This window comes from Jiella endophytica (assembly GCF_004519335.1).
GTDB lineage: Bacteria > Pseudomonadota > Alphaproteobacteria > Rhizobiales > Rhizobiaceae > Jiella > Jiella endophytica.
Window position 1 is genome coordinate 148,487 of record NZ_SOZD01000002.1, and the last position, 23,987, is coordinate 172,473.

General features: G+C 66.0%; 27 protein-coding genes. 16 read left to right on the forward strand and 11 right to left on the reverse strand.

Annotated features, from left to right (window positions below; genetic code table 11):
- Positions 1 to 98 precede the first annotated feature (98 nt).
- The 7 genes from E3C22_RS24415 to E3C22_RS05845 all read left to right on the forward strand — a co-directional run bounded on the left by E3C22_RS24415 (position 99) and on the right by E3C22_RS05845 (position 7,174).
- A complete protein-coding gene (locus E3C22_RS24415; protein ID WP_167591657.1) occupies positions 99 to 374 on the forward strand; it encodes a BrnT family toxin in 276 nt (91 codons plus the stop codon).
- A 2-nt stretch (positions 375 to 376) separates the two neighbouring features.
- Positions 377 to 661, forward strand: a complete 285-nt coding sequence (locus E3C22_RS05820) for a BrnA antitoxin family protein (RefSeq protein ID WP_134761073.1) — start codon at positions 377 to 379, stop codon at positions 659 to 661.
- Positions 662 to 835: 174 nt separating this feature from the next.
- Positions 836 to 2,119, forward strand: coding sequence for an imelysin family protein (locus E3C22_RS05825; RefSeq protein ID WP_134761074.1), 1,284 nt, complete (start codon positions 836 to 838; stop codon positions 2,117 to 2,119).
- Positions 2,120 to 2,228: 109 nt separating this feature from the next.
- Entirely contained in the window at positions 2,229 to 3,758 is a 1,530-nt protein-coding gene (locus E3C22_RS05830; RefSeq protein ID WP_134761075.1) for a di-heme oxidoreductase family protein, read from the forward strand.
- Positions 3,755 to 4,930 carry an imelysin family protein gene (locus tag E3C22_RS05835; protein WP_134761076.1) on the forward strand — a complete coding sequence of 392 codons (1,176 nt, stop codon included), beginning with the start codon at positions 3,755 to 3,757 and terminating at the stop codon, positions 4,928 to 4,930. The genes E3C22_RS05830 and E3C22_RS05835 overlap by 4 nt, the downstream gene beginning before the upstream one ends.
- Before the next feature lie 44 nt (positions 4,931 to 4,974).
- Positions 4,975 to 6,099: a DUF1513 domain-containing protein gene (locus E3C22_RS05840; protein WP_245514809.1), complete on the forward strand. Its 1,125-nt coding sequence runs from the start codon at positions 4,975 to 4,977 to the stop codon at positions 6,097 to 6,099.
- Positions 6,100 to 6,487: 388 nt separating this feature from the next.
- Entirely contained in the window at positions 6,488 to 7,174 is a 687-nt protein-coding gene (locus E3C22_RS05845) for a hypothetical protein (RefSeq protein WP_134761078.1), read from the forward strand.
- A 15-nt stretch (positions 7,175 to 7,189) separates the two neighbouring features.
- Here E3C22_RS05845 and E3C22_RS05850 read toward each other — a convergent pair whose 3' ends face one another.
- The 4 genes from E3C22_RS05850 to E3C22_RS05865 all read right to left on the reverse strand — a co-directional run bounded on the left by E3C22_RS05850 (position 7,190) and on the right by E3C22_RS05865 (position 9,502).
- Entirely contained in the window at positions 7,190 to 7,831 is a 642-nt protein-coding gene (locus E3C22_RS05850) for an MBL fold metallo-hydrolase (protein WP_134761079.1), read from the reverse strand.
- A 119-nt stretch (positions 7,832 to 7,950) separates the two neighbouring features.
- The gene (locus E3C22_RS05855; protein ID WP_134761080.1) at positions 7,951 to 8,280 is read right to left on the reverse strand and encodes an ArsR/SmtB family transcription factor; all 330 of its coding nucleotides are present in this window, start codon (positions 8,278 to 8,280) and stop codon (positions 7,951 to 7,953) included.
- Complete coding sequence (locus E3C22_RS05860) at positions 8,267 to 8,725, reverse strand: SRPBCC family protein (protein ID WP_134761081.1); 459 nt, start codon at positions 8,723 to 8,725, stop codon at positions 8,267 to 8,269. Before E3C22_RS05860 ends, E3C22_RS05855 begins: the two co-directional genes overlap by 14 nt.
- Positions 8,726 to 8,830: 105 nt before the next feature.
- Complete coding sequence (locus E3C22_RS05865; RefSeq protein ID WP_134761082.1) at positions 8,831 to 9,502, reverse strand: spermidine synthase; 672 nt, start codon at positions 9,500 to 9,502, stop codon at positions 8,831 to 8,833.
- Between the two features lie 214 nt (positions 9,503 to 9,716).
- Between E3C22_RS05865 and E3C22_RS05870 the strand changes: the two genes are divergently transcribed.
- Positions 9,717 to 10,640, forward strand: a complete 924-nt coding sequence (locus E3C22_RS05870; RefSeq protein ID WP_134761083.1) for a DMT family transporter — start codon at positions 9,717 to 9,719, stop codon at positions 10,638 to 10,640.
- 91 nt (positions 10,641 to 10,731) lie between these two features.
- Here the strand turns inward: E3C22_RS05870 and E3C22_RS05875 are convergent, their stop codons facing one another.
- Positions 10,732 to 11,622 (reverse strand): branched-chain amino acid aminotransferase, encoded by an 891-nt coding sequence (locus tag E3C22_RS05875; protein WP_134761084.1) that lies wholly within the window; start codon positions 11,620 to 11,622, stop codon positions 10,732 to 10,734.
- A 209-nt stretch (positions 11,623 to 11,831) separates the two neighbouring features.
- Between E3C22_RS05875 and E3C22_RS05880 the strand changes: the two genes are divergently transcribed.
- The 5 genes from E3C22_RS05880 (at position 11,832) to E3C22_RS05900 (ending at position 15,738) form a co-directional block, all read left to right on the forward strand.
- Complete coding sequence (locus E3C22_RS05880) at positions 11,832 to 12,380, forward strand: MarR family winged helix-turn-helix transcriptional regulator (RefSeq protein ID WP_134761829.1); 549 nt, start codon at positions 11,832 to 11,834, stop codon at positions 12,378 to 12,380.
- On the forward strand, positions 12,377 to 13,102 hold the full coding sequence (locus tag E3C22_RS05885) for a response regulator (protein ID WP_134761085.1): 726 nt from the start codon (positions 12,377 to 12,379) through the stop codon (positions 13,100 to 13,102). The genes E3C22_RS05880 and E3C22_RS05885 overlap by 4 nt, the downstream gene beginning before the upstream one ends.
- A 201-nt stretch (positions 13,103 to 13,303) precedes the next feature.
- Complete coding sequence (locus E3C22_RS05890) at positions 13,304 to 13,690, forward strand: nucleotidyltransferase domain-containing protein (RefSeq protein ID WP_134761086.1); 387 nt, start codon at positions 13,304 to 13,306, stop codon at positions 13,688 to 13,690.
- Positions 13,687 to 14,106, forward strand: coding sequence for a HEPN domain-containing protein (locus E3C22_RS05895; RefSeq protein ID WP_134761087.1), 420 nt, complete (start codon positions 13,687 to 13,689; stop codon positions 14,104 to 14,106). Before E3C22_RS05890 ends, E3C22_RS05895 begins: the two co-directional genes overlap by 4 nt.
- A 258-nt stretch (positions 14,107 to 14,364) precedes the next feature.
- Positions 14,365 to 15,738 carry an ATP-binding protein gene (locus tag E3C22_RS05900; RefSeq protein WP_425364961.1) on the forward strand — a complete coding sequence of 458 codons (1,374 nt, stop codon included), beginning with the start codon at positions 14,365 to 14,367 and terminating at the stop codon, positions 15,736 to 15,738.
- 279 nt (positions 15,739 to 16,017) lie between these two features.
- Here the strand turns inward: E3C22_RS05900 and E3C22_RS05905 are convergent, their stop codons facing one another.
- Entirely contained in the window at positions 16,018 to 16,863 is an 846-nt protein-coding gene (locus tag E3C22_RS05905; protein ID WP_167591646.1) for an NAD(P)-dependent oxidoreductase, read from the reverse strand.
- Between E3C22_RS05905 and E3C22_RS05910 the strand changes: the two genes are divergently transcribed.
- The gene (locus E3C22_RS05910; RefSeq protein ID WP_245514871.1) at positions 16,826 to 18,568 is read left to right on the forward strand and encodes an SEL1-like repeat protein; all 1,743 of its coding nucleotides are present in this window, start codon (positions 16,826 to 16,828) and stop codon (positions 18,566 to 18,568) included. The genes E3C22_RS05905 and E3C22_RS05910 overlap by 38 nt on opposite strands.
- 79 nt (positions 18,569 to 18,647) lie before the next feature.
- Here the strand turns inward: E3C22_RS05910 and E3C22_RS05915 are convergent, their stop codons facing one another.
- The 4 genes from E3C22_RS05915 to E3C22_RS05930 form a co-directional block, all read right to left on the reverse strand.
- Complete coding sequence (locus tag E3C22_RS05915; RefSeq protein ID WP_134761091.1) at positions 18,648 to 18,854, reverse strand: CsbD family protein; 207 nt, start codon at positions 18,852 to 18,854, stop codon at positions 18,648 to 18,650.
- A gap of 80 nt (positions 18,855 to 18,934) precedes the next feature.
- Positions 18,935 to 19,612, reverse strand: coding sequence for a GNAT family N-acetyltransferase (locus E3C22_RS05920; protein WP_134761092.1), 678 nt, complete (start codon positions 19,610 to 19,612; stop codon positions 18,935 to 18,937).
- Position 19,613: 1 nt separating this feature from the next.
- Positions 19,614 to 20,108: a MarR family winged helix-turn-helix transcriptional regulator gene (locus E3C22_RS05925; protein WP_134761093.1), complete on the reverse strand. Its 495-nt coding sequence runs from the start codon at positions 20,106 to 20,108 to the stop codon at positions 19,614 to 19,616.
- A gap of 183 nt (positions 20,109 to 20,291) precedes the next feature.
- Positions 20,292 to 21,302: a ligase-associated DNA damage response exonuclease gene (locus E3C22_RS05930; RefSeq protein ID WP_134761830.1), complete on the reverse strand. Its 1,011-nt coding sequence runs from the start codon at positions 21,300 to 21,302 to the stop codon at positions 20,292 to 20,294.
- 141 nt (positions 21,303 to 21,443) lie between these two features.
- On the opposite strand from E3C22_RS05930, the gene E3C22_RS05935 reads away from it, so the two are divergent.
- Positions 21,444 to 22,115 (forward strand): YitT family protein, encoded by a 672-nt coding sequence (locus E3C22_RS05935; RefSeq protein WP_134761094.1) that lies wholly within the window; start codon positions 21,444 to 21,446, stop codon positions 22,113 to 22,115.
- A gap of 31 nt (positions 22,116 to 22,146) precedes the next feature.
- Here E3C22_RS05935 and fumC read toward each other — a convergent pair whose 3' ends face one another.
- Positions 22,147 to 23,535, reverse strand: a complete 1,389-nt coding sequence (fumC, locus tag E3C22_RS05940) for a class II fumarate hydratase (protein WP_134761095.1) — start codon at positions 23,533 to 23,535, stop codon at positions 22,147 to 22,149.
- Between the two features lie 222 nt (positions 23,536 to 23,757).
- Between fumC and E3C22_RS05945 the strand changes: the two genes are divergently transcribed.
- Positions 23,758 to 23,982 (forward strand): hypothetical protein, encoded by a 225-nt coding sequence (locus tag E3C22_RS05945; RefSeq protein ID WP_134761096.1) that lies wholly within the window; start codon positions 23,758 to 23,760, stop codon positions 23,980 to 23,982.
- Positions 23,983 to 23,987: the final 5 nt, after the last annotated feature.

Consider the following 23,987-nt stretch of genomic DNA (forward strand, 5'->3'; position numbering starts at 1 on the left):
AAAGCGTGCTTTACTATTCATGTGAACGGTTCGCCGAAATTGGAGCGGGGCTTGAAATCAGTGCTTTGTACGTACATTGTGAGTACGCGACAGGCTCCGTGAAGTTCGGCTGGGACGAAGGCAAACGGCGCTGGGTCCTGAGCGATCGCAAGATCGACTTGGCGGACATGACAGCACTTTTCGACGGGCGCCCACGAGTCTCCTATTCGTCGCCACGAAACGGGGAGGATCGCATCGTCTCTGTGGGCGAGATCAACGGGCGTCTGTTTGCCGTCATCTGGATGTGGAGGGAGGAGACCCTCTGGTTGATAACTGCCAGACGAGCATGGAAACGCGAAGAACGACAGTATCTAGCAATGATCGAGAAGCAGTAGCCATGAACGGCGGTGAGACAGACTTCGACCGAATTGACGACGAGGCAGAACTTGCCCGACAGGAGGGCGCTGATCCCGATCTCCAGGCCATTCCTGCCGACTGGTTTCTCCATGCCCGCCTGGAGACCGGCATCCCCGCTCCTCCTTCACCGGCGAACAAACGCCCCGTCACTATCAGGCTCGATCCTGAAGTCATCGACCACTTCAAGGGACAGGGGCGCGGATGGCAGACGCGGATCAATGCGGTTCTGAAAGCATTCGTCGTCGGCCAGCGGGGGAACCGTTAAGTCTCTGCAAGTTTTGAATGATTCCAGACAGAGATTTGATCGATTCCAATCTTTGCGGTGGCGGTTGACAGGGAAAGTTGACCGGCCTAGCCAAGATTTGTCGTATCCGCCGTGCCCATTCCCGCACCATCGATCACTGGACGCAAGATCGCGCCCGGGAGGAGATCCGTCGTCATGAAAATTCTCGCCCGCTCCCTCACCTTCGCTCTCGCCGCCGCGACGACGCTGGCCGCCGGCCACGCCGCATGGGCCGATGCCCCCTCCGCCGACGCCGTCTTGAAGAACTACGCGGACATCGCGCTTGCCGGCTATTCCGACGCGCTGGAGAAGGCCAAGGCGCTCGACGAGGCGACGGACAAGCTGATCGCCGATCCGAGCGAGGCGACGCTGAAGGCGGCCCGCGAGGCCTGGCGCAACTCCCGCCCCTTCTACCAGCAGACCGAGGCCTTCCGCTTCGGCAATCCGATCGTCGACGACTGGGAGGGCCGGGTGAATGCCTGGCCGCTCGACGAAGGGCTGATCGACTATGTCGACCAGAGCTACGGCACCGAGTCCGACGAGAATTCGCTCTATACCGCCAATGTCATCGCCAACCAGACGATTACCGTCAATGGCGAGAGCGTCGACGTTTCGAAGATCACGCCTGAGCTCCTGCAGGACAAGCTGCAGGAAGCCGGCGGCATCGAGGCGAATGTCGCCACCGGCTACCACGCCATCGAATTCCTGCTCTGGGGCCAGGACCTGCACGGCACCGATGCCGGCGCCGGCGAGCGACCCTATACCGATTATGCCAAGGGCGATGCCTGCACCGGCGGCCATTGCGACCGGCGCGGCGAATATCTCGACGCGGCGACCGATCTCCTCGTCTCCGACCTCGAGGAGATGGTCGGCAACTGGCAGGAAGACGGCGCCGCCCGCAAGGAGCTGCTCGCCGATCCGGCCAAGGGGCTGTCTGCCATCCTCACCGGCATGGGCTCGCTCTCCTATGGCGAGCTTGCCGGCGAGCGCATGAAGCTCGGCCTGCTGCTGCACGATCCCGAGGAGGAGCATGACTGCTTCTCCGACAACACCCACATCTCGCATCTCAACGACGTCCTCGGCATCCGCAACGTCTATACCGGCCGTTACGAGCGAGCCGACGGCTCGATGGTCGAAGGTCCGGCGATCGCCGAACTGGTCGCCGCCAAGGCGCCGGACATCGACAAGGAGATCCGCGCCGACCTTGACGACAGCGTCGGCAAGTTCGAGGCGATCGCCAAGGCGGCCGTGGGCGGCGAAGCCTACGACCAGCAGATCGGTGAAGGCAACGACGCCGGCAATGCACGGGTCCAGGCAGGCATCGACGCGCTGATCACCCAGACCCGGGCGATCGAGCGGGCCGTCGCCGCCCTCGATCTCGGCGGCGTGACCATCGAAGGTTCCGATTCGCTGGACAATGCCGGAGCGGTCTTCCAATAGGACCGGCCGTCCGAGCCGGCGCCCGTCCGGGCAGCGGGTTCCGGCGCGAAGTTACGAAGGGCCGCTCAGGCGGCCCTTCGGCCGTTGAAATGGATAGGGACGCGAAAAGATGCGTTTCGCCACGCGAGTGACGCTCCTGGCCGGCATGATCCTCCTGCCCGCCGCCATTCCGCTTTCCGAAAGTCTCGGCCTCGACAGGCCCGTCCGGCAGGATCTTTCCAGAAAGGACCTCGCCCGCGTCCGCGCCGTCGCCAAACCGACGACGGATTTCTCGCAGCCCGAGAAATTCGAGCTGATGCAGGCCGGCGCGACGACCTCCACCAAGATGGTCAACCGCGACTCCTTCAGCCAGGTTTCGGCGAACCAGACCTTCGAGGGCGAGGATCGCTTCAAGCTCGGCAATGCGCTGTTCCGCAAGCTGTGGGTCTCCTCGCCCTCCTCCACCGAAGCCTCCGACGGCCTCGGGCCGCTGTTCAATTCGCGCTCCTGCCAGTCCTGCCATCTGAAGGACGGCCGCGGCCATCCGCCGGGGCCGAACGAGCCGGCGGTGTCGATGTTTCTGCGCCTGTCGGTGCCGCCGAAGACCGCCGAAGACCGCGCCAAACTCGCCTCCCATGAATTCACCCGCATCCCAGAGCCGACCTATGGCGGCCAGCTGCAGAACTTCGCGGTCGGCGGCCTGAAGCCGGAAGGCCGCATGGTCGTCACCTATCGCGAGGAGCCGGTGACGCTTGGCGACGGCACGGTCGTCAATCTGCGTCATCCGACCTATTCGGTCGCAGATCTCGGCTACGGCCCGATGGAGGACGACGTGATGCTCTCGCCGCGGGTGGCGCCGCCGATGATCGGCCTCGGCCTCGTCGAGGCGATCGAACCCGCCGACATCCTTTCGAATGCCGATCCGAACGACGCCGACGGGGACGGCATTTCGGGCAAGGCCTCGATGGCCCGCGATCCGGAGACCGGCGAACTCGTCCTCGGCCGCTTCGGCTGGAAGGCAACGGTCCCGTCGATCAAGGTCCAGAGCGCAGAGGCGTTTTCCGGCGACATCGGCATCTCGACACCGCTCGTGACCGACGCCTTCGGCGAATGCTCGATCGCCCAGACTGTCTGCCGCGACGCGCCCTCCGGCGTTCAGGAACGGCTCGGCGACGTCGAGGCGCCGGATCCGATCCTTGACCTCGTCGCCTTCTATTCCCGCAACCTCGCCGTCCCCGCCCGCCGCGATGTCGGCGACCCGGAGGTCCTGCGCGGCAAGAAGCTGTTCTATGACGCCGGCTGCACCAGCTGCCACACGCCGAAATTCGTCACCTCGAAGAAGGCGGCGGACAAGGCCCAGCGCTTCCAGCTGATCTGGCCCTATTCGGACTTCCTGCTGCACGACATGGGCGAAGGCCTCTCCGATCACCGGCCGGTGGGCGACGCCTCCGGAAACGAATGGCGGACCCAGCCGCTATGGGGTATCGGGCTGACCAAGACCGTGAACGGCCATACGCTGTTCCTGCATGACGGCCGGGCGCGCAACCTCACCGAGGCGATCCTCTGGCATGGCGGCGAGGCCGCGGCCTCCCGCGACGCCTATGCGGCAATGGCGAAAGCCGACCGCGACGCGCTGCACGCATTTCTGGAGTCCCTATGAGACAACCCCGCTTCGAAAATCGCAGCACTGCCGTGCCGACGACCGCCCTTGGCATGCGGTTCGCGATGGCCATTCTCGCGACGCTTCTCTGCCTGGTCGTCCTGCCGCCACAGGCACAGGCACAGGAAAACAGCGCGCCGGAGGTTTCCAAGGCGACCCGCGAGGAGAAGCTCGACGTCGTCTGGAACGCCGTCGACGGGACGATCCGCCCCGGCTACGCCGCCTTCGCCGATGCGGCCGAAGAGACCAGGGGCGCGATGGACGACCTTTGTTCGTTGCCGAACGGCGAGAATGTCCAAGGCGCCCGGGAGGCTTTCGCCGAACTCGTGCGCAGCTGGTCGAGGATCGAGTTCATCCAGTTCGGCCCGGTGATGGACGACAATCGCGGCTCGCGCATCCTGTTCTTCCCCGACCGCCGCAGCATCGGCCTGAAGCAGGTGCAGGCGATCCTCGCCGACAAGGACGAGAGCGCCACCTCGCCGGACGAGCTTGCCGGCAAGTCGGTTGCCGTCCAGGGCCTCGGGGCACTCGAATATGTCCTCTATGGCACCGGGGCGGAGACGCTTTCGACACGAGACGGCAATTTCCGCTGCCGCTTCGGCGCGGCCATCGGCGGCAATCTTGAGCGTCTCGGCCGGGCGATCTCGGACGACTGGGCGAAGGACGAGGGCGGCATCGTCGAGCGGCTCACCAACCCGAATGAGGACGATCCCGCCTATCGCAGCGCCGATGATTCCCTGAAGGAGATCGTCGGGGTTTTCATCAACGGCTTCGAGGCGATCCGCGACCTGCGGCTCAATCCGGCGATGGGCGAGAACGAGAAGAGCGCCAAGCCGAAGCTCTTCCTGTTCCACCGGTCGGAGCTGACACTGGCTTCGCTGCAGGCGAATTTCGCCGGCATGAAGGACCTCTTCACCAGCTCGGACATGGCCACGCTGCTGCCGCCGGCCCACGCCTATCTGAAGGACTCGATCGCCTTCGAGTTCGAGAACGCCGAAATGGCCCTCGACAAGCTGTCGCCGCCGCTGACCAAGGTCGTCGCCTCCAAGGCCGATCGCCAGAACCTCACCTATCTGCTGATCGTCACCGACAGCCTGCAGAGCCAGTTCGCCGGCCAGCTTTCGCCGCTTCTCGGCCTCTCAGCCGGCTTCTCCGCGCTGGACGGCGACTGACCCCGCATCACCCAAAGCATGAAATGACAGAGGGAGCAGCGACGATGCGCCTGTTTCATCGAGACACGCCGGCTAAGAGCGCGCTGATCGACCGCCGCAGCTTCCTGATCGGTGCCGGCGCCGCTTTCGCGACTGGCCTCTCGCCGCGCGGCGCCGAGGCCTTCGAGCGGGCCGAGGGTCTGTTCGGCGCGTCCTGCCTGAAACGCGACGGCAGCTTCGGCTGCGCCATCTTCACCGATCGCGGCGAGATCGTCTCGACGGTGTCACTGCCCGATCGCGGCCACGACGTCGCCTTCGATCCGACGTCCGGCCGCGCCGTCGTCTTTGCCCGCCGGCCGCGCACCTTCGCCGTCGTCTTCGACCCGACCTCCGGCGAGACGGTGAAGACGCTGACCTCGCCTGAGGGCCGGCACTATTTCGGCCACGGCTTCTTCTCGCCGGACGGCCGACTGCTCTATGCGACGGAGCACGACTACGACGCGGCGAAGGGCCTCGTCGCCGTCTATGACGTTGCGGCGGGCTACAGGCGGATCGGCGAGTTCGACGCCCACGGCATGGACACCCACGAGGCGCTGCTGATGCCGGACGGCGAGACCATCGTCATCGCCAATGGCGGCATCGAGACCCATCCGGACTACGGTCGGCAGATGCTGAACATTCCGACGATGGAACCCTCGATCGTCTTCATCGACCGCAGGACCGGCGACCTCATCGACAAGCAGCTGTTGCCGCAGCATCTCCACAAGCTGTCGCTTCACCACATGGCCATCGATGCGAAGAAACGCGTCTGGTTCGGCGGACAGTATCAGGGCGCCGCCTCGGATTCGCCGCCGCTCGTCGGTTTCGCCGAGGCCGGACGGCCGCTGACCCTCAACGAGTTCCGCCCCGCCGATCTCGCGTCCCTCTCGAACTATATCGGTTCGGTCGCGGTCAGCCGCGATGGCGAGCGGATCGCCGTCTCCTCCCCGGTCGGCGGCACGGTGATGATCCTCGACGCTGCAACGGGCCGGAAGCTGCAGCGGCTGCGCCTGACGGACGGCTGCGGGCTTGCCCCGGACGATGACGGCTTCCTCGCCACCAGCGGCCGCGGCGCCATGCTGCGGCTGGAAGAAGACGACCGCCCGACGACCTCCGATCTCGAATGGGACAACCATATCCTGGCGCTTTAGAGCGCCGTGCGTCCGAATGGACGCACAAGGGAGGCTCTCAGTTATCGAACATACGCATCGTGCATTTTAGAAAATCGGTTCCGATTTTCGGGTCGATGCTGTGAGCATCGGCGGCTGCCGGCGCCAGTGCCTCCCGCCGCTCCCAGACAAACCGCCTTCCGTCCACACCCGAGCCTGCCCTGCCGGCCGTCGCATCAGGCAGGCCGCCCGCGTTCCATATCGTTACCGGATCGCTAACAACTGCTTCGTTCTGGCACGGAGCAGCCGCAAAATCGTGCCGAAATGGCGCAAACGCGCTGGCACGAAACCTGCTACACCTCTGAAAGGTTAATGAAGCGTTACTTTCAGGGAGCAGCCCATGGCTCGCCTTTTCTCCGCGACGGCCATCTTGACGGCAGCACTGGCCATCGGTCTTGCCGGCCAGGCCAGTGCCGGCGATAGCGGTCATCACGTTTCGGGCAAGGCCCCAGGCGACCAGCGCTATCTGCGCGACGGCGGCGCCGTTCGCATCCAGCTGCCGCGACGCTCCAGGGAGGGGAAGGACGGTGAGCGCGGCCGTATCCAGTCGATCAGCGGCATCGATCGGCTGACGGGCGACGACACGCTCGAGGATGCCCGGGAAGACAATCTCGGCACCGCGCCGGATATCTATTCGACCGGCGAACGCGAGGAATTCATCGAAGATGGCGGCGTGCCGGTCATCGAACACCGGGCGGGCATCACGGTGCTGCGCGGCAATACCAGCGGCCACTGGCGCCATGTCGTCGTTGAGCCGATCGATCTCAGCGAGCGCGGCTCGTTCGCCTTCATCGCCACCGACGTCGGCTACGAGCCCGGCAATCGCGGCTCCTACCAGCGGCTGCCGACGGAGGGCTTCCGCGACAGCCCGAGCTATCGGCCGTTGCCGACCGGCCCGAAGATCATCGACGTCGAGACGGAGCGCCTCGATCGCCGGCCGATCCCGGCTTCCGGCATCGAAACCATCTCGAGCGGCGGCGCCAAGATCATCCGCATCGCGCGGGACTACCAGAGCAGCGCCTATCGCGTCGGCACGAGGGATAACGGCCTGAAATAAGGACGGTCCGCAGCCTCAGCGCAGGAACGGATTGGTCCGGCGCTCGTCGCCGATCCGGCTGCCCGGGCCGTGGCCGCAGAGAAAGCCGACCTCGTCGCCGAGCGGCAGGACCTTGTCTCGGATCGAGCAAAGAAGCGTTGCGTGGTCGCCGCCCGGAAGATCGGTGCGGCCGATCGAGCCGGCGAAGAGCACGTCGCCGAGATGGGCGAAGGCCGCCGCCCGGTTGAAGAAGATCACGTGACCCGGCGCATGGCCCGGCGTGTGATAGACCTCGAAGTCGTGGCCGGCGAAGGTCAGAGTCTCGCCCTCCTCCAGCCAGCGGTCGGGCGTGCAATTCTTCATGCCGCCAGCGACACCGAACATCTTCGACTGATCCTCGATCGAGGCGAGCAGCCTCGCATCGTCCTTGTGCGGGCCAACGATGTCGACACCGAGAAGCGCCTTCAGGTCCATCGCCCCGCCGGCATGGTCGAGATGGCCGTGGGTGAGCCAGATCTCCTTCACCGTGACGCCGAGGTCCTTCACCGCCGCAGCGATCACCTCGGCGTCGCCGCCGGGATCGATGACGACCCCGACCTTTTCCTCGGCATCGAAGAGGATGCAGCAATTCTGCTGGAACGGGGTGACAGGCACGATCTCGGCACTGAGCTGGGACAATTGAGGCTCCGGCTTGTCAGGCATGGAAGGACGTGACGCTGGCGCCGCATCGGCGAGACGTCTGCCTCTCCGCATAACCATCCTGCCATCGTGAGGCAAATCGGACACGACCCGGCGCCTCACTCCTCGACGAAACTCTTCAGCCGTCCGAGGGCGTCGTCCCACTGCCGCGAAACCATCTCGAGATAGGCGCGCGCCGCATCGAGCGCGACAGGCCGAAAGGTGTAGCGGCTTTCCCGACCCACCCTCGCCACTTCGACGAGCCCCGCCTCCTCCATCACCCGGAGGTGCTTGGTGACGGCCTGCCGCGTCAGCTCGGTGTCGGCGGAAAGGACCGCGATCGACCGGCTCTGCCCGTCGCTGAGACGCGCTACCAGCGAAAGCCGGGTCGGATCGCCCAGCGCCGCGAAGACGACGTCCGGCGCAGGAACCGGCTCAGCTGTCGACATGCGCGCGAATGTTCTTCATCTGGATGTCCCAGCCGCCTTCGTTCATGCGCATCGCCTCCGGCATGCGGCCGGGCGGCAGGCCGTCGAAGCCGCTTTCGACGAGCGTCAGCTTCGTGCCGGTGTCGATCGGATCGAGCCGGAACTCGACCCTGGTCCGCGCCTCGGCGGAATAGTCGACATCCGGCTCGACCGCATATGGGTGCCACGTCAGTGCAAAGAGGTGCGGCCGCTCCATGGCGACGATCTTCGCCTTCCACTCCACATGCTCGTAGCCGGGATAGGTGATGCGGCCTCGCGTCTCTTCTCCGACGACGAAGGGCCCTTCCAGCGCAACCCTGAACCAGGCGCCGAACTCCTTGTGATCGGTCAGCGCCCGCCAGACCCGCTCGATCGGAGCGGCGAGGTCGATGGTCTTGCGGATCTCATTTCCGGTGATCGTGCTCATAGGCAACCTCCTGATTGCCTATTCGTAGTCCGCAATTTCGAAATACGCAACCATTTTGTTGCGCATTACTGACCCAGCCGGAGACCGGGATCCAGGACAAATCTCTCAACGCGTTCCGAACCATATGACGTGCCGCGCGCCGCGCTTGCCGCGATTCGCCTTGACCCGGACCTCCTCCACCGCAAAGCCACCGTTCCGCAGCCGCGACGCGAACCTTTCGTCCGGCCCCTGCGACCAGACGGCCAGCACCCCGCCGGGCTGCAACGCCCGCCGTGCCTCGCCGAGCCCCCTGGCCGCATAGAGCGCGTCGTTCGCCTCGCTGGTGAGGCCGCCGGGACCGTTGTCGACGTCGAGCAGGATGGCGTCGAAGCGAGACCCGGCCGCGCCGATGACCGAGGCGACATCCTCGACGACGATCTCCACCCGTTTGTCGTCGAGACTGCCGGCAAAGATGTGCGCCATCGGGCCCCGCGCCCATTCGACGACGGCCGGCACGAGTTCGGCGACGACGATGCGCGCGTCGGCGGGAGCCGTTGCCAGCAGCGCTCGCAGGGTGAAGCCCATGCCGAGGCCGCCGACGAGGATCGTCGGTGCCGGCCGACCGGCGATCTTTTCGCAGGAAAGCCTGGCAAGCGCCTCCTCCGACCCCGACAGCCGGCTGTTCATCAGCTCGATCGGGCCGAGCATGATCGAATATTCGCTGCCCCGCCGCATCAGCCTCATCTCGCCGGCGGTGCCGGGGATTTCAGCGGTGGCGAGGTGCTCCCAGGGGATCATGGCGTGCTTTCAGATTTGAGGACATGCGACCCGACCTACCGAAAGCAGTTGCCGAAGTCGCCCGAGGCTTCTAGAGCGAAACGCGCCGGCGCGGGAATGCGCCTGCCGTTCCCCACATGCTGGACGCCTTTCGAGGATCTTCTGCGCCCACTCGCGACCGGCGCCAGGATCGATCGCTCGCTTGAGGGTCTTCGCCGCAGCTTCAGGCCCCTCGATGACCACGCGTCTCGCACCAGCCCTTCCCATTGTCGGTCCCGTCGCGCTCGGCGTCATCCTGATGCTCGTCGGCGACTTCATGTTCGCGCTCAACGACGCGATGGGCAAATGGCTTGTCGCGAGCTATTCGGTCGGCGAGGTGCTGCTCGTGCGCTCCGTCGGCGCGTTCCTCATTCTCGGCCCGCTTCTGCTTCGTCAGGGCAAGGCGGCGCTGTTTGCGGCCGAGAGGCCAGGGCTGCAGATCACCCGCGCGGCGTTCGCGACGGCGGATACCGGCCTGTTCTACGCGGCAGTCGCGACGATGCCGCTCGCCGACGTCATGACCTTCTATATGGCCGGGCCAATCTATGTGGCGGCGATCTCGCACATCTTTCTCGGCGAGAAGGTCGGCTGGCGCCGCTGGCTGGCGATCTCGGTCGGCTTCGTCGGCGTGGTGATCGCGCTGCGCCCCTCCGCCGCCTCGCTGTCTCTGGCCTCGCTGTTCGCGCTTGCCGGCAGCCTCTCCTTCGCGATGACGCTGGTGCTGGCGCGGATCTTGCGCAAGACGTCCGACGCGACGCTGGTCGGCTGGCAGACCCTTGCCGCCCTCGTCGCCGGCGTGGTCTTTTCGGTGACCACCTGGGAAACGCCCTCCGCTCTCGATCTCGGTGCGCTGCTCCTGCTCGGCGTCGTTTCCTGTTCGGCGCACATGCTGATCACCCGCTCGCTGAAGCTCGCTCCGGCTTCGACACTGGCGCCGCTGCAATACACCCTGCTTCTGTGGGCGGCGGTCTTCGGCTTTGCCTTCTTCGGCAACCTGCCGACGCCCCAGGTGCTGTTCGGCGCGGCGATCATCATCGTCGCCGGGCTGTTCCTGTTTCACCGCCAGCGGGTGGTCGACGACGGGGTTCCGCCAAAGACCGTGCCGCGGACGCTGCACTGAGCGGGCCTCCAAACGAAAGAGGCGCGCACCGCTCTGGCACGCGCCTCGTATTCTCACCGTCGATCCGGCATCTCCGGCCGCTTCGGCCTGCCTACTCGGCAGCCGCGCGCTTCGGCGTGACCTCGGATGCGTAGTCGTCGACGAGGCGGCGCGAGATCTCGCCTGGCGTGAAGCGCCAGTCGGCGATCTCGGCAACCGGCGTCACCTCGGCCGCCGTGCCGGTCAAAAAGCATTCGGAAAAGCCCGAGAGTTCTTCCGGCATGATCGCGCGCTCGACGACCTCGATGCCGCGGCGGCGGGCAAGATCGATCACGGTGCGGCGGGTGATCCCGTCGAGGAAGCAGTCGGCCTTCGGCGTGTGAATGGCGCCGTCCTTGACGAAGAAGACGTTGGCGCCCGTTGCCTCGGCGACCTGGCCCCGCCAGTCGAGCATCAGCGCATCCGCATAGCCCTTGGCCTCGGCGGCGTGTTTGGAGATGGTGCAGATCATGTAGAGGCCGGCCGCCTTCGAACGCGACGGCGCGGTCTTCGGATCGGGCCGGCGATATTCGGCAAGGTCGAGCCGGATACCCTTCATCTTCTGCTCGGGATCGAAATAGCTCGGCCACTGCCAGATCGCGATCGCGACATTGATCCGGTTGTTCTGCGCCGAAACGCCCATCATCTCCGAGCCGCGCCAGGCGATCGGCCGGACATAGGCGTCGGAGAAGCCCTGCCGCCGGAGGAGCTCGTTGGTGGCGGAATCGATCTCGTCGGCGGTGTAGGGCACCTTGAAACCGAGGATCCGCCCCGATTCGATCAGCCGCTCGGTGTGCTCACGCAGCTTGAACACTTCGCCGGCATAGGCCCGCTCGCCTTCAAAGACCGCACTCGCGTAATGCAGACCATGGGTCAGCACGTGGATCTTGGCGTCCTTCCAGGCGACGAATTCGCCGTTGAACCAGATTTCGCCGTCGCGTTGGTCGAATGGAACCGCGCTCATGGTGTTATCAGCGCCACGAAACGGGCGCTCTCCCTAGATTGCCGTTGGACGTGGCATCGCAGTGCGGGCACAATCAGGCAAAGCAGTGCGAAAGGACGGCGATTGATGGTATCTGCTCGGTGCCGCCAGGGCGGTATCGCGCGGTTTCCACATCCAGGGCGGCGGTGTAACAATAAAGCCCAATTACGTCAATGGTGCTGACCTATCTTATGGACACTTCGGCCGTACGAAGCGACCCGAGCCGGAACGAGGAGCGCGAAATCGTGCGCGAACCGCTTCCGACTCTCGGTTCGCTGGATTTCCGTGTCATCGAGCTGTTGTTCTTCGCCTATCGGGAATTCACCGCCGATGCGGACGAAATCCTGGCGCTTTACGGCTTCGGGCGTGCCCATCACCGGGTGCTGCATTTCGTCAACCGGGAGCCCGGCCTGACCATCGCCGAACTGCTCGACGTCCTGCAGATCACCAAGCAGTCGCTGTCGCGCGTCCTGCGCCAGCTGATCGACGAGGATTTCATCGGCCAGATCCCCGGCGACGAGGACCGCCGCCAGCGCCGCCTCTACCCGACGCGCAAGGGCCGGGCGCTGGCGATCGAACTGTCGGAGGCGCAGGTCCGCCGGATCGACGCCGCCCTCGCCCAGACGAGCGACGAGGATATGCGGCCGATTGCGGCCTTCCTGAAGGCGATGGCCTCCGAGCGGGCCTCCGCCCGCGACTGGTTCGAGCGCAAGGACATCACTTGGAAAGACCCCGAATGACCGAGACCGAAGGCCCTGACGGGGACGCGTCCGCCATCATCGGCGATGACGCCAGGCACATTCTGATCGTCGACGACGACCGGCGCATCCGCTCGCTGCTCTCCCGCTTCCTCGCCGAGAAGCATTTCAGGGTCTCGGTCGCGGCGGACGCCGCCGAGGCCCGGCGCATCTTAAGCGGCCTCGACTTCGATCTCGTGGTGGTCGACGTGATGATGCCCGGCGAAAACGGCATCGAACTCGTTCGTTCGATCCGCAAGACCCGCGATGCGCCGATCCTGATGCTGACCGCGCGTTCCGAGACCGCCGACCGGATCGAGGGGCTGGAGGCGGGTGCCGACGACTACCTGCCGAAGCCGTTCGACCCGCGCGAACTGCTTTTGCGCATCAACAACATCCTGAAGCGCGGATCGCCCCAGCCGGTCTCGAAACTCGAGCATGTCCGCTTCGGCCCTTTCACCTTCTCGCTGTCGCGTCGCGAGCTGAAGCGCGGCGTCGAGGTCATCCGGCTGACCGAGCGCGAGCAGGAGATCATGGGCCAGTTCGCCGCCAAGGCCGGCGAGACGATCCCCCGGCTCGAACTGCTCGGCGAGGAGAGCGAAGTCGGCGAGCGCACCGTCGACGTCCAGATCAACCGCCTGAGGCGCAAGATCGAGCAGGACCCGACCAATCCGCTCTGGCTGCAGACGGTGCGCGGCATCGGCTACCGGCTGAACATCGATTGAGGAACGCTGGGCTCCGATCGCAGTGGTCGCGCGGTGCCGATTGATCCTCGAACGCATGGCCGAGCAACTCGACGAGGCCGGTTGTGCGGGCACCAAGCATTCGGCGCTCGATGAGTGTCCGTGGCCACCCCACCCGAGCGTTTGTGCGGGACGCGGCCCCGTCATATGTTAGAGGTTGAGGCCCGAACGTGAGTAAGTGCGATGCAGGAAGTCAGTCTGCCGCTTCGCCGGCTCGGCAGTGACACGGCCCGGCGCTTGCAAAGCGTCGCCGACCATCTTGCGAGGCATACGGGCGCAGAAGCCGTTGTCCTGTTCGGAAGCCGCGCGCGGGGTGACGCGAGCCCAAGCAGCGACTGGGATCTTTGCGCAATCCTTCCAGACGACGTTCTGCCCGGCCGATACAATGCCGTCGATCTCTGGCGCGAGGTTTCGGAATTTGATCTGCCCGTGCAGATCTATCCGATCCGCCGCTCGGTCTTCATCTCTCGCGCGTCCGACGTGAACAGCGTCAGCCACGATATCCTCAGGGACGGACAGCCGATCGTCGGCAGTCTGGACTTTGCGCGATTTCACGAGGACCCTGCATGAGCGCGGGAGCCCGGGCATGGATCGCCAAGGCGGAGGCGGATATCGATGCGGTTCGCCGATCTCTCGAACCGGACCCGGACATCAACGAGGAGATTGCGGCCTATCACCTGCAGCAGGCGGCAGAAAAACTGCTGAAGGCCGCACTGGTCCACTTGGGGATCGCCTATCCACGGGGATCAGGCGGACATGACCTACGACTATGTGCGAACCTTCTCCCTCCGGGCTTCCCGCTCAACGCGGACGCTCGTGCGCTGGTCCCGATGTCTCCTTGGGGGACGGCCTACCGTTATCCCGACGACGATCCGGTGACGGCCGCGCCTCTGCCGACCGATGCCGAGCTCGAGGCCGCCAGCACGAAAGTCGCCGCATTCCGCATCAAGCTGCTCGCCCTTCTCGATGCATCGTCTGCGATCTAACAGTCGGACCTCTGGGCCCTCCTCGAGCCATCTCGGGCGTTCTGCCGAAGATGGATCGACGCGCAGCCGTTTACCCGCCCGAACAGGTCAGCTAGGCGGATCAATGATCGATCCGCAGTTGCCAGGAAGTGCAATTGTAAGGCCATGACGTTCATCGACCGCCTTTTTCGATCGCGATCCGATCGCCGCCGCAAGATGACGCTGCGCGAGCTGCGGGCGCGGCTGCCTTCGGCGCGCATCGCCCGCTTCGTCGAATGCATGGTCAGTCGGACGCCGAGCCGGTTGGACATCTGGCGCGGCCCGCTGCGGCCGATCCCGCGGCTGGTCCGCCGCTTCATGCCGAAGGGGCTCTATCCGCGTTCGCTGATCATCATCCTCGCGCCGATGATCCTCCTCCAATGCGTCGTCACCGTCGTCTTCATGGAGCGGCACTGGGCGATGGTCACCGAGCGCCTGTCCGAGGCGGTGGTCGAGAACATCGCCGCGGTGGTCGACCTCATCGAGATGAACAAGAACGGCGGCAATCTCGACGAGATCCTCGCCATCGCCCAGGAGCGGCTCGATCTCAATATCTCGCTGCTGCCTCCCGGGCCGCTGCCGCCGCCGGCGCCGAAGCCGTTCTTCAACATTCTCGACGGCATCCTGTCGGACGAGCTCATCAAGCAGATCGGCCGGCCGTTCTGGATCGACACCGTCGGCAATTCCAAGATCGTCGAGATCCGCATCCGGCTCGATGACGGCATCCTCAGGGTGTTCGCGCCGCGCAATTCGGCCTATGCCTCGAACACCCACATCTTCCTGATCTGGATGGTCGGCACCTCGCTGGTGCTGCTGGTCATCGCCGTCCTCTTCCTGCGCAACCAGATCCGGCCGATCCAGGCGCTCGCAGCCGCCGCCGACGATTTTGGCCGCGGCAAGCCGATGCCGCAGGATTTTCGCCCGCGCGGCGCCTCCGAGGTTCGCCAGGCCTCCGTCGCCTTCATCCAGATGCGCGACCGCATCGAGCGCCAGATCGAGCAGCGCACGCGCATGCTCTCCGGCGTCAGCCACGACCTTCGCACGGTGCTGACGCGCTTCCGCCTGCAACTCGCGCTGCTCGGCGAGGGCGAGGACCAGGACGAGCTCAACAACGACATCGACGAGATGCAGCGCATGCTCGAGGGCTATCTCGCTTTTGCCAAGGGCGAGGCCGGCGAGGACGTCGCCGAGATCGACCTCGAGCCGCTGGTCGAGCGGTTCGAGGCCGAGGCGGAGTTGAAGGGCAAGGCGCTGAGCTTCGACATCAACGGCGATTCGCGCGTCACCGTGCGGCCGGATGCCTTTACCCGGATGATCTCCAACCTCGTCGCCAACGCCCTGCGGCATGGTGACAGGGTGCAGATGACCGTCACCCACGACGCCCGCTGGCTCTCCATCGTCGTCGAGGACAACGGCCCAGGCATCGCCGCCGATCAGCGCGAGGAGGTGTTCAAGCCCTTCGTGCGGCTCGACACCGCGCGCAATCTCGACGCCGGCGGTACCGGACTTGGCCTCGCGATCGCCCGCGACATCGCACGAGCCCACGGCGGCGACATTCTTCTGTCCGACAGCGCTCTCGGGGGCCTTCGCGCGCTGATCCGCATCCCGGCGTAGGGAGCGGAACAGGAAGGGTCATGCTTCGCGGCGAAATCCGAGGACCGACGGCTCGGCTCCGTCGAAATGTGCAACGCCCCCCTCTGCCTGCCGGCATCTCCCCCTCAAGGGGGGAGATCGGCGATTTTGAAGTTGCGCGACCATTCTCAGCCGCCTGAGCAGCCTGCGCTGCAGCCGAATGGGCGAATGCGCCCGAACGAGGTTCGATCTCCCCCCTTGAGGGGGAGATGCCGGCAGGCAGAGGGGGGTAGCGGGGTGGAGCGTCTCGATAAGCCGCGCTCACAACACCCGCCGCACCGGGTCGCCCGCGACGAATTTGTCGATGCTTTCGACCACCTGTCGCCAGACCTCGGTCTGGGCCTCGTTGCTTGCCCAGGCGACATGCGGCGTGACGATGACGTTAGGACGGTCGAGCACCGTCAACAGCGGATTGTCCGGCGCGGGCGGCTCCTTGGTGAGGACGTCGAAGCCGAAGCCGGCGATCAGCCCGTCGTTCAGCGCCCGGACGAGATCCGCCTCGTCGACGAGGCCGCCGCGCGAGGTGTTGATGATCAGCGGCTTCTTCCTCATGCGGCGAAATTCCGGCATGGCGATCACGCCCCGCGTCTTCGGCGTCAGCGGCGCATGCAGGGTGATGACGTCGGCGGTCTCGATCACCTCGTCGAACGGGGTATAGAGCGGACCCAGCCCATCGACCCCCTTGTGGGCGGCGAACATCACCTGCATCCCGAAAGCCGAGGCGCGCTTCGCCACGCCCTGGCCGATCACGCCCTCGCCGATGATGCCGATCTTCCGGCCCGAAAGATCGAAGATCGGATGGTTGAAGAAGCAGAACTGGCCGGCCTTCTGCCACTCGCCGTCGATGACGTCCTGCCGGTAGCCGGGGATCGAGCGCGACAGCGCGAGGATCAGCGCCATCGCATGGTCGGGCACGGTGTTCTCGGCATAGCCGCGGACGTTGGAGACCGGGATGGCCTTGTCCCGGCAGGCCTCGATGTCGATGACGTCGTAGCCTGTCGCCGCGACGGTGACGAATTTGAGGTCCGGCAGCTGCTCGAGGCTTTCGCGCCGGATCGGCACCTTGTTGGTGACGGCGATCGTCGCCCCGCGCAGCCGCTCGACCACCTCCTCCGGCCTGGTCGAAGCATATTCGACCCATTCGTGCCCGCCCGACGGCTTGGTCAGCTCGATATCAGGGCCGATGGTCTCGCGGTCGAGGAAGACGATCTTGGTCATGGGGGTCTCCGGTCTCATCAGGTGCCTTGCCAGCATTCTAGGGCAGAGCCGCGCGATGACCGTCCGGCGCGGCAACAATCGGCCCGCGTCGCGCGAGGTGTTTAGTGCGCTGTTCACCTTCTTCTGCAACCCTTCGCGGCAAATGGCTCGCGATCTGCGGCTGCCGCCGTCGGTGAATGGCCGCAATGGGTTCCCGGCAACCGGGAGGAGACGGATGGGACGGCGGAACGCCCGTGCGGAGAAGGAGACGGCGGGAGAAACAGCGTTCGGCCGCATCGGACAGCTGCGCTCAAGCCCCCGGGCTATCGCGTTCGCCGCTGCGGCGGCCATCGCTGCCTTGCTCGGCTCGGTCCTTCCCGCCGGCGCCGATCCGGCCCAGACCGCCAGCGCCGGCAGTGTGACCGTGACGGTCATCGGCTGTTCCGCCCGGTGTCTGCATTCCGCCGGCGGCGGCGTCCTCGTCACCGTCGGCGACGACAGGCTGGTCGTTCGTCCCGGCTTGCTGGCACTGAACGGCGAAGCGCTCCCCGCCCACGGGTTTCAGGCGGTCGCTGTCGACGCGTCTGGCTGGGGGCTTGCAATCACCGCCGACGGGAAACCTGTCGGCGGCACCGACGAACTGGTAGGACTGCGCAAAGCCGCCGGACAAGGCAACAGCGATGCTCTCAACGATCTCGCCTTGCGCCATGTCGGCGGCATCGGCGTGGCTCGGGATCTCGAAAAGGCTGCCGAGTTTTACCGGCGCGCGGCGGAAAGAGGTCAGACGCTCGCGGCCCGCAACCTCGCGCTGCTCCTATGGAACGGCGAGCGGCAGGACACGGCCGAGGCCCTCCGCTGGCTTCGCCAAGCGGCCGAAGCAGGCGATGCGCCTTCCCAGACCATGCTGGCGGCCGCCCTTTCGGCGGGGATCGGCAAGGAACTCGAACCTGGCGAGGTGAGGGGCTGGTACGAGGCGGCTGCCAGGGCAGGCGAGGCCGTCGCCATGAACAATCTCGCCAATCTCCTCAAATCCGGCCCTGACCGCGACCCGGCGCGGGCCGCGCTGCTGCATCGAAAGGCCGCCGGTAAAGGGCTGATGGTGGCTGTGGCAAATGTCGGCTTCGACCTCTGGCACGGCGACGGTGTCAACGAGAACCGGCCGGAGGCGCTTCGCTGGTTCGAGCGGGCGGCGCAAGCCGGCTCGGTTCCTGCGATGACGATGCTGGCTGAGGCCCATCTCGACGAAGGGCGCGCGGCAAGAAACCCGGCGCTCGCCGTCCGCTGGCTCGAACGCGCCGCCACGGCCGGAAACGGCGAAGCGGCCAACCGGCTCGGTGCGCTGCATCTTCGCGGCGACGGCGTCGGAAAGGATGCCGATGCAGCCTTCCGCTGGTTCAGCCTCGGTGCCGAGCGCGGCGACGCCGCCGCGACCCGTAATCTGGCGATGCTCTATCGCGACGGTCTCGGCGTTTCCCGGGACGAAGCGCGGGCAAGGTCGCTGTTCGAGACCGCTGCCACCCTCGGCAGCCGCTCGGCGGCGCAAGATCTTGCGGCGCTTGGATCGCCGTCAGACGGTCCTCCATTCGGGCGGATCGCCTCGGCGGCGGGGCGCTGACGGGATCCTGTCGCCTTGAAACGACAAGAGCCCCGCGCCGTCCGGCGCGAGGCTCTTTCATACAGGTGCTGACGGGCCGTCAGTGCTTGGTGCGGCCGGCGATCCAGTCGTCGATCTGCCGGTGCGCCTCTTCCTTCTCGATCCCGTACTGCTCCTGCAGCCGGCCGGCGAGGACATCCTTGTTGCCGTCGATCCGGTCGAGATCGTCGTCGGTCAGCTTGCCCCACTGTTGTTTGGCGCTGCCCTTGAACTGCTTCCACTTGCCTTCGATCTGGTCCCAATTCATGAGAATCTCCTTTCGTTGTTGCAGGCAGAACGCCCGCCGGGCGGTCGCGTTCCAATCCGCTCCTGCAGCAACGGCGGCGCTCAGGCGGCTTCGACGAAGGCGATGTGCATCGGTGTCCTGAGGCGAAACCCCAGCGTCTCGTAGAGCCTGATCGCCCGCTCGTTCCAGGCGTAGGCATGCAGGAAGATGCCCTCGCCGCGAGCGGAGATCCGGCCCGCGACATAGGTGAACATCAACGTACCGAGCCCCCTGCCCTGCACGTCCGGATGGGTACAGAGCCCGCTGAGTTCGGTCATTCCCGGTACCTTCAGCCGCTCGCCGGCCATGGCGATCAGGCGCCCCTCGGACTTCACGCCCCAGAATGCGCCGAAACTCTGCGCCTTGAGGGAGAACGGCCCGGGCCTGGTGAGTTCGGCAAGTTCCAGCATCGCCTCGGCGTCCTCCGGCCCGAGCGGCGCGACACGAGTGTCCTCGAAGGCGGCAAACGGCCGTTCGGCCACCATCTGCACGCCCTCGGCCGTCTTCGTGGTGACAAGCCGCGGCGGCAGCAGGATCGGATCGGCCTGCAGGAAGAGCATCGTCGTGCCGGGCTGCGCCAGATCGGCCAGCGCGCTCATCGCCGCCTCGCCATCGTCAGGCGTCGCGGTGAAGGCGCTGACATCCGGCGGATAGCGCCGGGCCATCTCGCCGCCAACGGCGAGATGGCGGTGGCGGGTGGTGAGCGCCCGCCAGATCGGGCGGTCGAGGCCTTCATTCATGTCACGCCTCGCTTGTTTTCGGCGGCCCGGCGCGATCTGCCAGCGGCGTCGCCTCGAGCCTTGCTTCGATGGTGTCGAGCTGTGCCAGCAATGCGCCGTCGAGGTCGGTGCAGAGATCGCTGACGGCTGCGGTGACGCGCGGCCAGAGTTCGCTCTTGCCGATGTCGACTGTGCGCCGGCCCTTTTCCGACAGGGCGATGATCTTGCGGCGCTGGTCGTCGGCCGCCGGCTCGGCGGTGACGTAACCCTGCCTGATCAGCGCATTGACACTGCGGGTCGCGCCCGGCTGGCTGACGCCGACAGACGTCGCGAGTTCGCCGAGTGTCAGCGGCCCCAGCCGGTCGAGGCTGGCGAGATATGGAAACTGGCTGGCGCTGATTTCGAGCCCGCGCGCCGCGATGATCGCATCGGTATCGGCCTGCAGCCTCTCGCCGACCCGCCTCAACCGCGTGCCGAGACATAGAAGCCCCAATGCGCGAACCACATCCTCCGTCAAAGCGTCACTCCCGATTTTGATAACGCGTTATATAACACGTAATGTAAATTGGCAAGAGCGAATTTGAGCAAGCGTCGCTCCGTACTGTCCGTGGCGGGGAAAGCAACTTGCGCTCGAGCGGCCATAGTGAAAAATGCCTACACCGCCCAGTCAATCTGCGCTCCCGGGGCGTCGCAGCCGCTGCTACTCCGCCTCATCCTCATAGCCGACGAGATGCAGCGGCCGGGCGCGCATCTGGCGCAGTTCGCACCATCGGACCAAGGCCTCTTCGCGGCCATGGGTCACCCAGAGTTCCTGCGGCGAGAGATCGCCGATCGTTTCGGTCAGCTCGTCCCAGTCGCTGTGGTCGGAGATGATCAGCGGCAGTTCGACACCGCGCTGGCGAGCCCGCTGGCGCACTCGCATCCAGCCGGAGGCAAAGCTCGCCACCGGATCGGGAAACCGCCGCGCCCACTTGTCGGCGAAGGCCGAGGGCGGGCCGACGATCACTGCGCCGGCAAAGTCGCCCTTCTTGCCGCCCTCGACGGTGGCGGGCCGCAACTCGCCGAGATCGACGCCTTCGCTCTGATAGTAGTCGCAGAGTTTTTTCAGCGCGCCGTGGATGTAGATGGGCCGGTCGTAGCCAGCCTCGCGCAGATGCTTGATCACCCGCTGCGCCTTGCCCAGCGCATAGGCGCCGACGAGATGCGCCCGTTCAGGGAAATGCTTCAGCGAGACGAGGAGCTTGTCGACCTCCTCGGCGGTCGGCGGATGGCGGAACACCGGCAAGGCGAAGGTCGCCTCGGTGATGAAGACGTCGCAGGGGACCGGCTCGAAGCCGGCGCAGGTTGGGTCGGCGCGGCGCTTGTAGTCGCCCGAGGCGACGATCCGCAGCCCCTGCCATTCCACGGCGATCTGCGCCGAGCCGAGGACGTGGCCCGCCGGATGGAACGATACGGTGACATCGCCGATCCGCTGCTTCTCGCCGAGTTCTGCCACCTGCCGCTCGGAGGCAAAATCCTCGCCATAGCGCAGCGCCATGATGTCGAGCGTCTGGCGGGTGGCCATGACCTTCTGATTGCCGGGCCGGGCGTGGTCGGCGTGGCCGTGGGTGACCAGCGCCCGCTCGACCGGCCGGACGGGATCGATGAAGAAGCCGCCGGGCGGGCAATAGAGCCCCTCGGGCGTCGGTCTGAGCAGGTCTTCGGGCTTGATCATCGGCGCAGAAACTAGGGCGGGCTGCGATCGCAGACAGCACCTCCTGCAAGGCACACCTGCGGCGCGCGCTCTTCCCCTTGCCCGGCCCGCGCGCTAGCGTTCTCTTTCCCGCAGCGCAAAAAGCCGGAGCCGGAGCGCATGAGCCAGTCGGTCGAGACCCGTGAGAGCGAGGCGTCCGCCGAACGCCGTTCCCGCTTCGGCGACTGGAACGCCACGGCGACTCACCACACTCCGGCCGAAGACGCCCAGGCGATCCTCACCGGCGTGCTGCTGGCCGCCCTCGGCCTTGCGATCCTCGCCCATCTGAAGTTCCTCACCGGCGGCGTCGCCGGGCTGGCGCTGATCGTCTCCTATGTCTTCGGCATCAATGTCGGCGTCGCCTTCTTCCTGATCAACATTCCCTTCTACGCACTGGCCATCGGCCGGATGGGACGGGCCTTCACCATCAAGACCTTCACCGCCATCGCGCTTCTGTCGATCGTCTCGTATTTCCTGCCGGACGTCTTTTCGATCGCCTATATCGACCCGCTGGCCGGTGCGGTGATCGGCGGCCTGCTCGTCGGCTTCGCTCTGCTGGCCCTCTTCCGCCACCGGGCGAGCCTCGGCGGCGCCGGCATTCTGGCGATCTATCTGCAGGACCGCTTCGGCTTCCGCGCAGGCCTCGTCCAGCTGGCCTTCGACCTGACGATCCTGACGATCGCGCTCTTCGTCGTCGATTTTGCCGCGGTGATCTATTCGCTGATCGGGGCGGTGGTGCTGAACGGCTTCCTCGCCATCAACCACCGTCCCGACCGCTATCTCGCCACCTGAGGCCAGCCGGAACCGGCCTTTTCAGGGCCCCTCAGGCCGGCGCGATCATCGTCGAGGGATCGACGATGCGGTCGTAGTCCTCGGCCGAGACGAGGCCCGACGCGATCGCCTCTTCGCGAAGAGTCGTGCCCTTCTTGTGCGCCGTCTTGGCGATGTTGGCGGCGTTGTCGTAGCCGATCGTCGGCGCCAGCGCCGTCACCAGCATCAGCGACTGCTGCATCAGGCTGGCGATCCTCTCCTCGTTCGCCTCGATGCCGTCGACGCAGTGCTCGGCGAAGCTCTCCATGCCGTCGGCAAGCAGCCGGATCGAGGAGAGCACGGCATTGGCGATCACCGGCTTGAAGACGTTAAGCTCGAAATGGCCCTGGCTCGACGCCACCGTGACGGTCGTCTCATGGCCGAAGACCTCCGTCGCCACCATGGTCAGCGCCTCGCACTGGGTGGGGTTCACCTTGCCCGGCATGATCGAGGAACCCGGCTCGTTGGCCGGCAGGCTGAGCTCGCCGAGGCCCGAGCGCGGGCCCGAGCCGAGGAAGCGGATGTCGTTGGCGATCTTCATCAGGTCGGCCGCCAGCGTGTTCAGCGAGCCGTGGAAGAAGGTGAGCGCGCCGTGGGAGGCGAGCGCCTCGAACTTGTTCTCGGCGGTGCGGAAGGGCTGCCCGGTCAGTTCGGCAATCTCCGCGGCGATCTCGGTATCGAAGCCGACAGGCGCATTGAGGCCGGTGCCGACCGCCGTGCCGCCCTGGGCCAGCGCCAGGACGCCGTCGAGGGAGTCGGCGATGCGCTTCTTCGCAAGTTCCAGCGCCATGGCGTAGCCGGAAAACTCCTGGCCGAGCGTCACCGGCGTCGCGTCCTGGGTATGGGTGCGACCGATCTTGATGATCGAGGCGAATTCCTTGGCCTTCCTGTCCAGCGAGGCGTGAAGCGTCTCGAGCGCCGGCTCCAGCCGCGCCTTCGCCTCGACCACCGCCGCGACATGCATCGCCGTCGGGAAGACGTCGTTGGACGACTGGCTCATATTCACGTGATCGTTCGGATGAACCGGCTTCTTCGAGCCCTTCTTTCCGCCGAGCATCTCGATCGCCCGGTTCGAGATCACCTCGTTGACGTTCATGTTGGTCTGGGTGCCCGAGCCGGTCTGGTAGACGACCAGGGGGAAGTGGTCGTCGAGCCTGCCCGCGACGATCTCGTCGGCCGCCTTCTCGATGGCGTCGGCGATCTCCTGCGGCAGCCGGCCCTTCTTGGCACTCACCCGCGCGGCGGCCTTCTTGATCGTCGCCAGAGCGTGGATCAGCGGCAGCGGCTGGCGGTCGGTGCCGATCTTGAAGTTGTTGCGCGACCGTTCGGTCTGGGCGCCCCAGTAGCGGTCGTCCGCGACCTCGATGGCGCCGATGGAATCGGTTTCGGTCCGTGTCGTCACGTGGCTGCCCTTCCTTCACGAGCGTGTGTGGTCGCACAGGCAATAGCCCTGCCCGGCCGTGATCGGAAGCCCGGCGCATCGGTAAAATCGGTTGAATTTTGAGGGCGTCGACCGGCCTTGCCACATATGCGGCAGGATGGCGCGGCGGCGATGCTCTTGCTCACTTACCGACAAGCGCAATGTATCACTTGGGACCCTGATCCGAACGAGGAAGATCGAGACATGAACGCGAAGACATTTTCCGCCAGGGGCGGCGTCGCCCTCCTGATCGTCGCCGCACTGGCGGTCTCGGCGGGCTGCAGCCGGACCCAGCGGACCTGGGCTGGCGCCGGCATTGGCGGCGCCAGCGGCGCGGTCATCGGCAACGCCGTCGCCGGCACCGGCGGTGCCATTGTCGGCGGCGTCGGCGGCGCGGTGGTCGGCGGCGCCGTCGGCCACAACTACTAACGCGG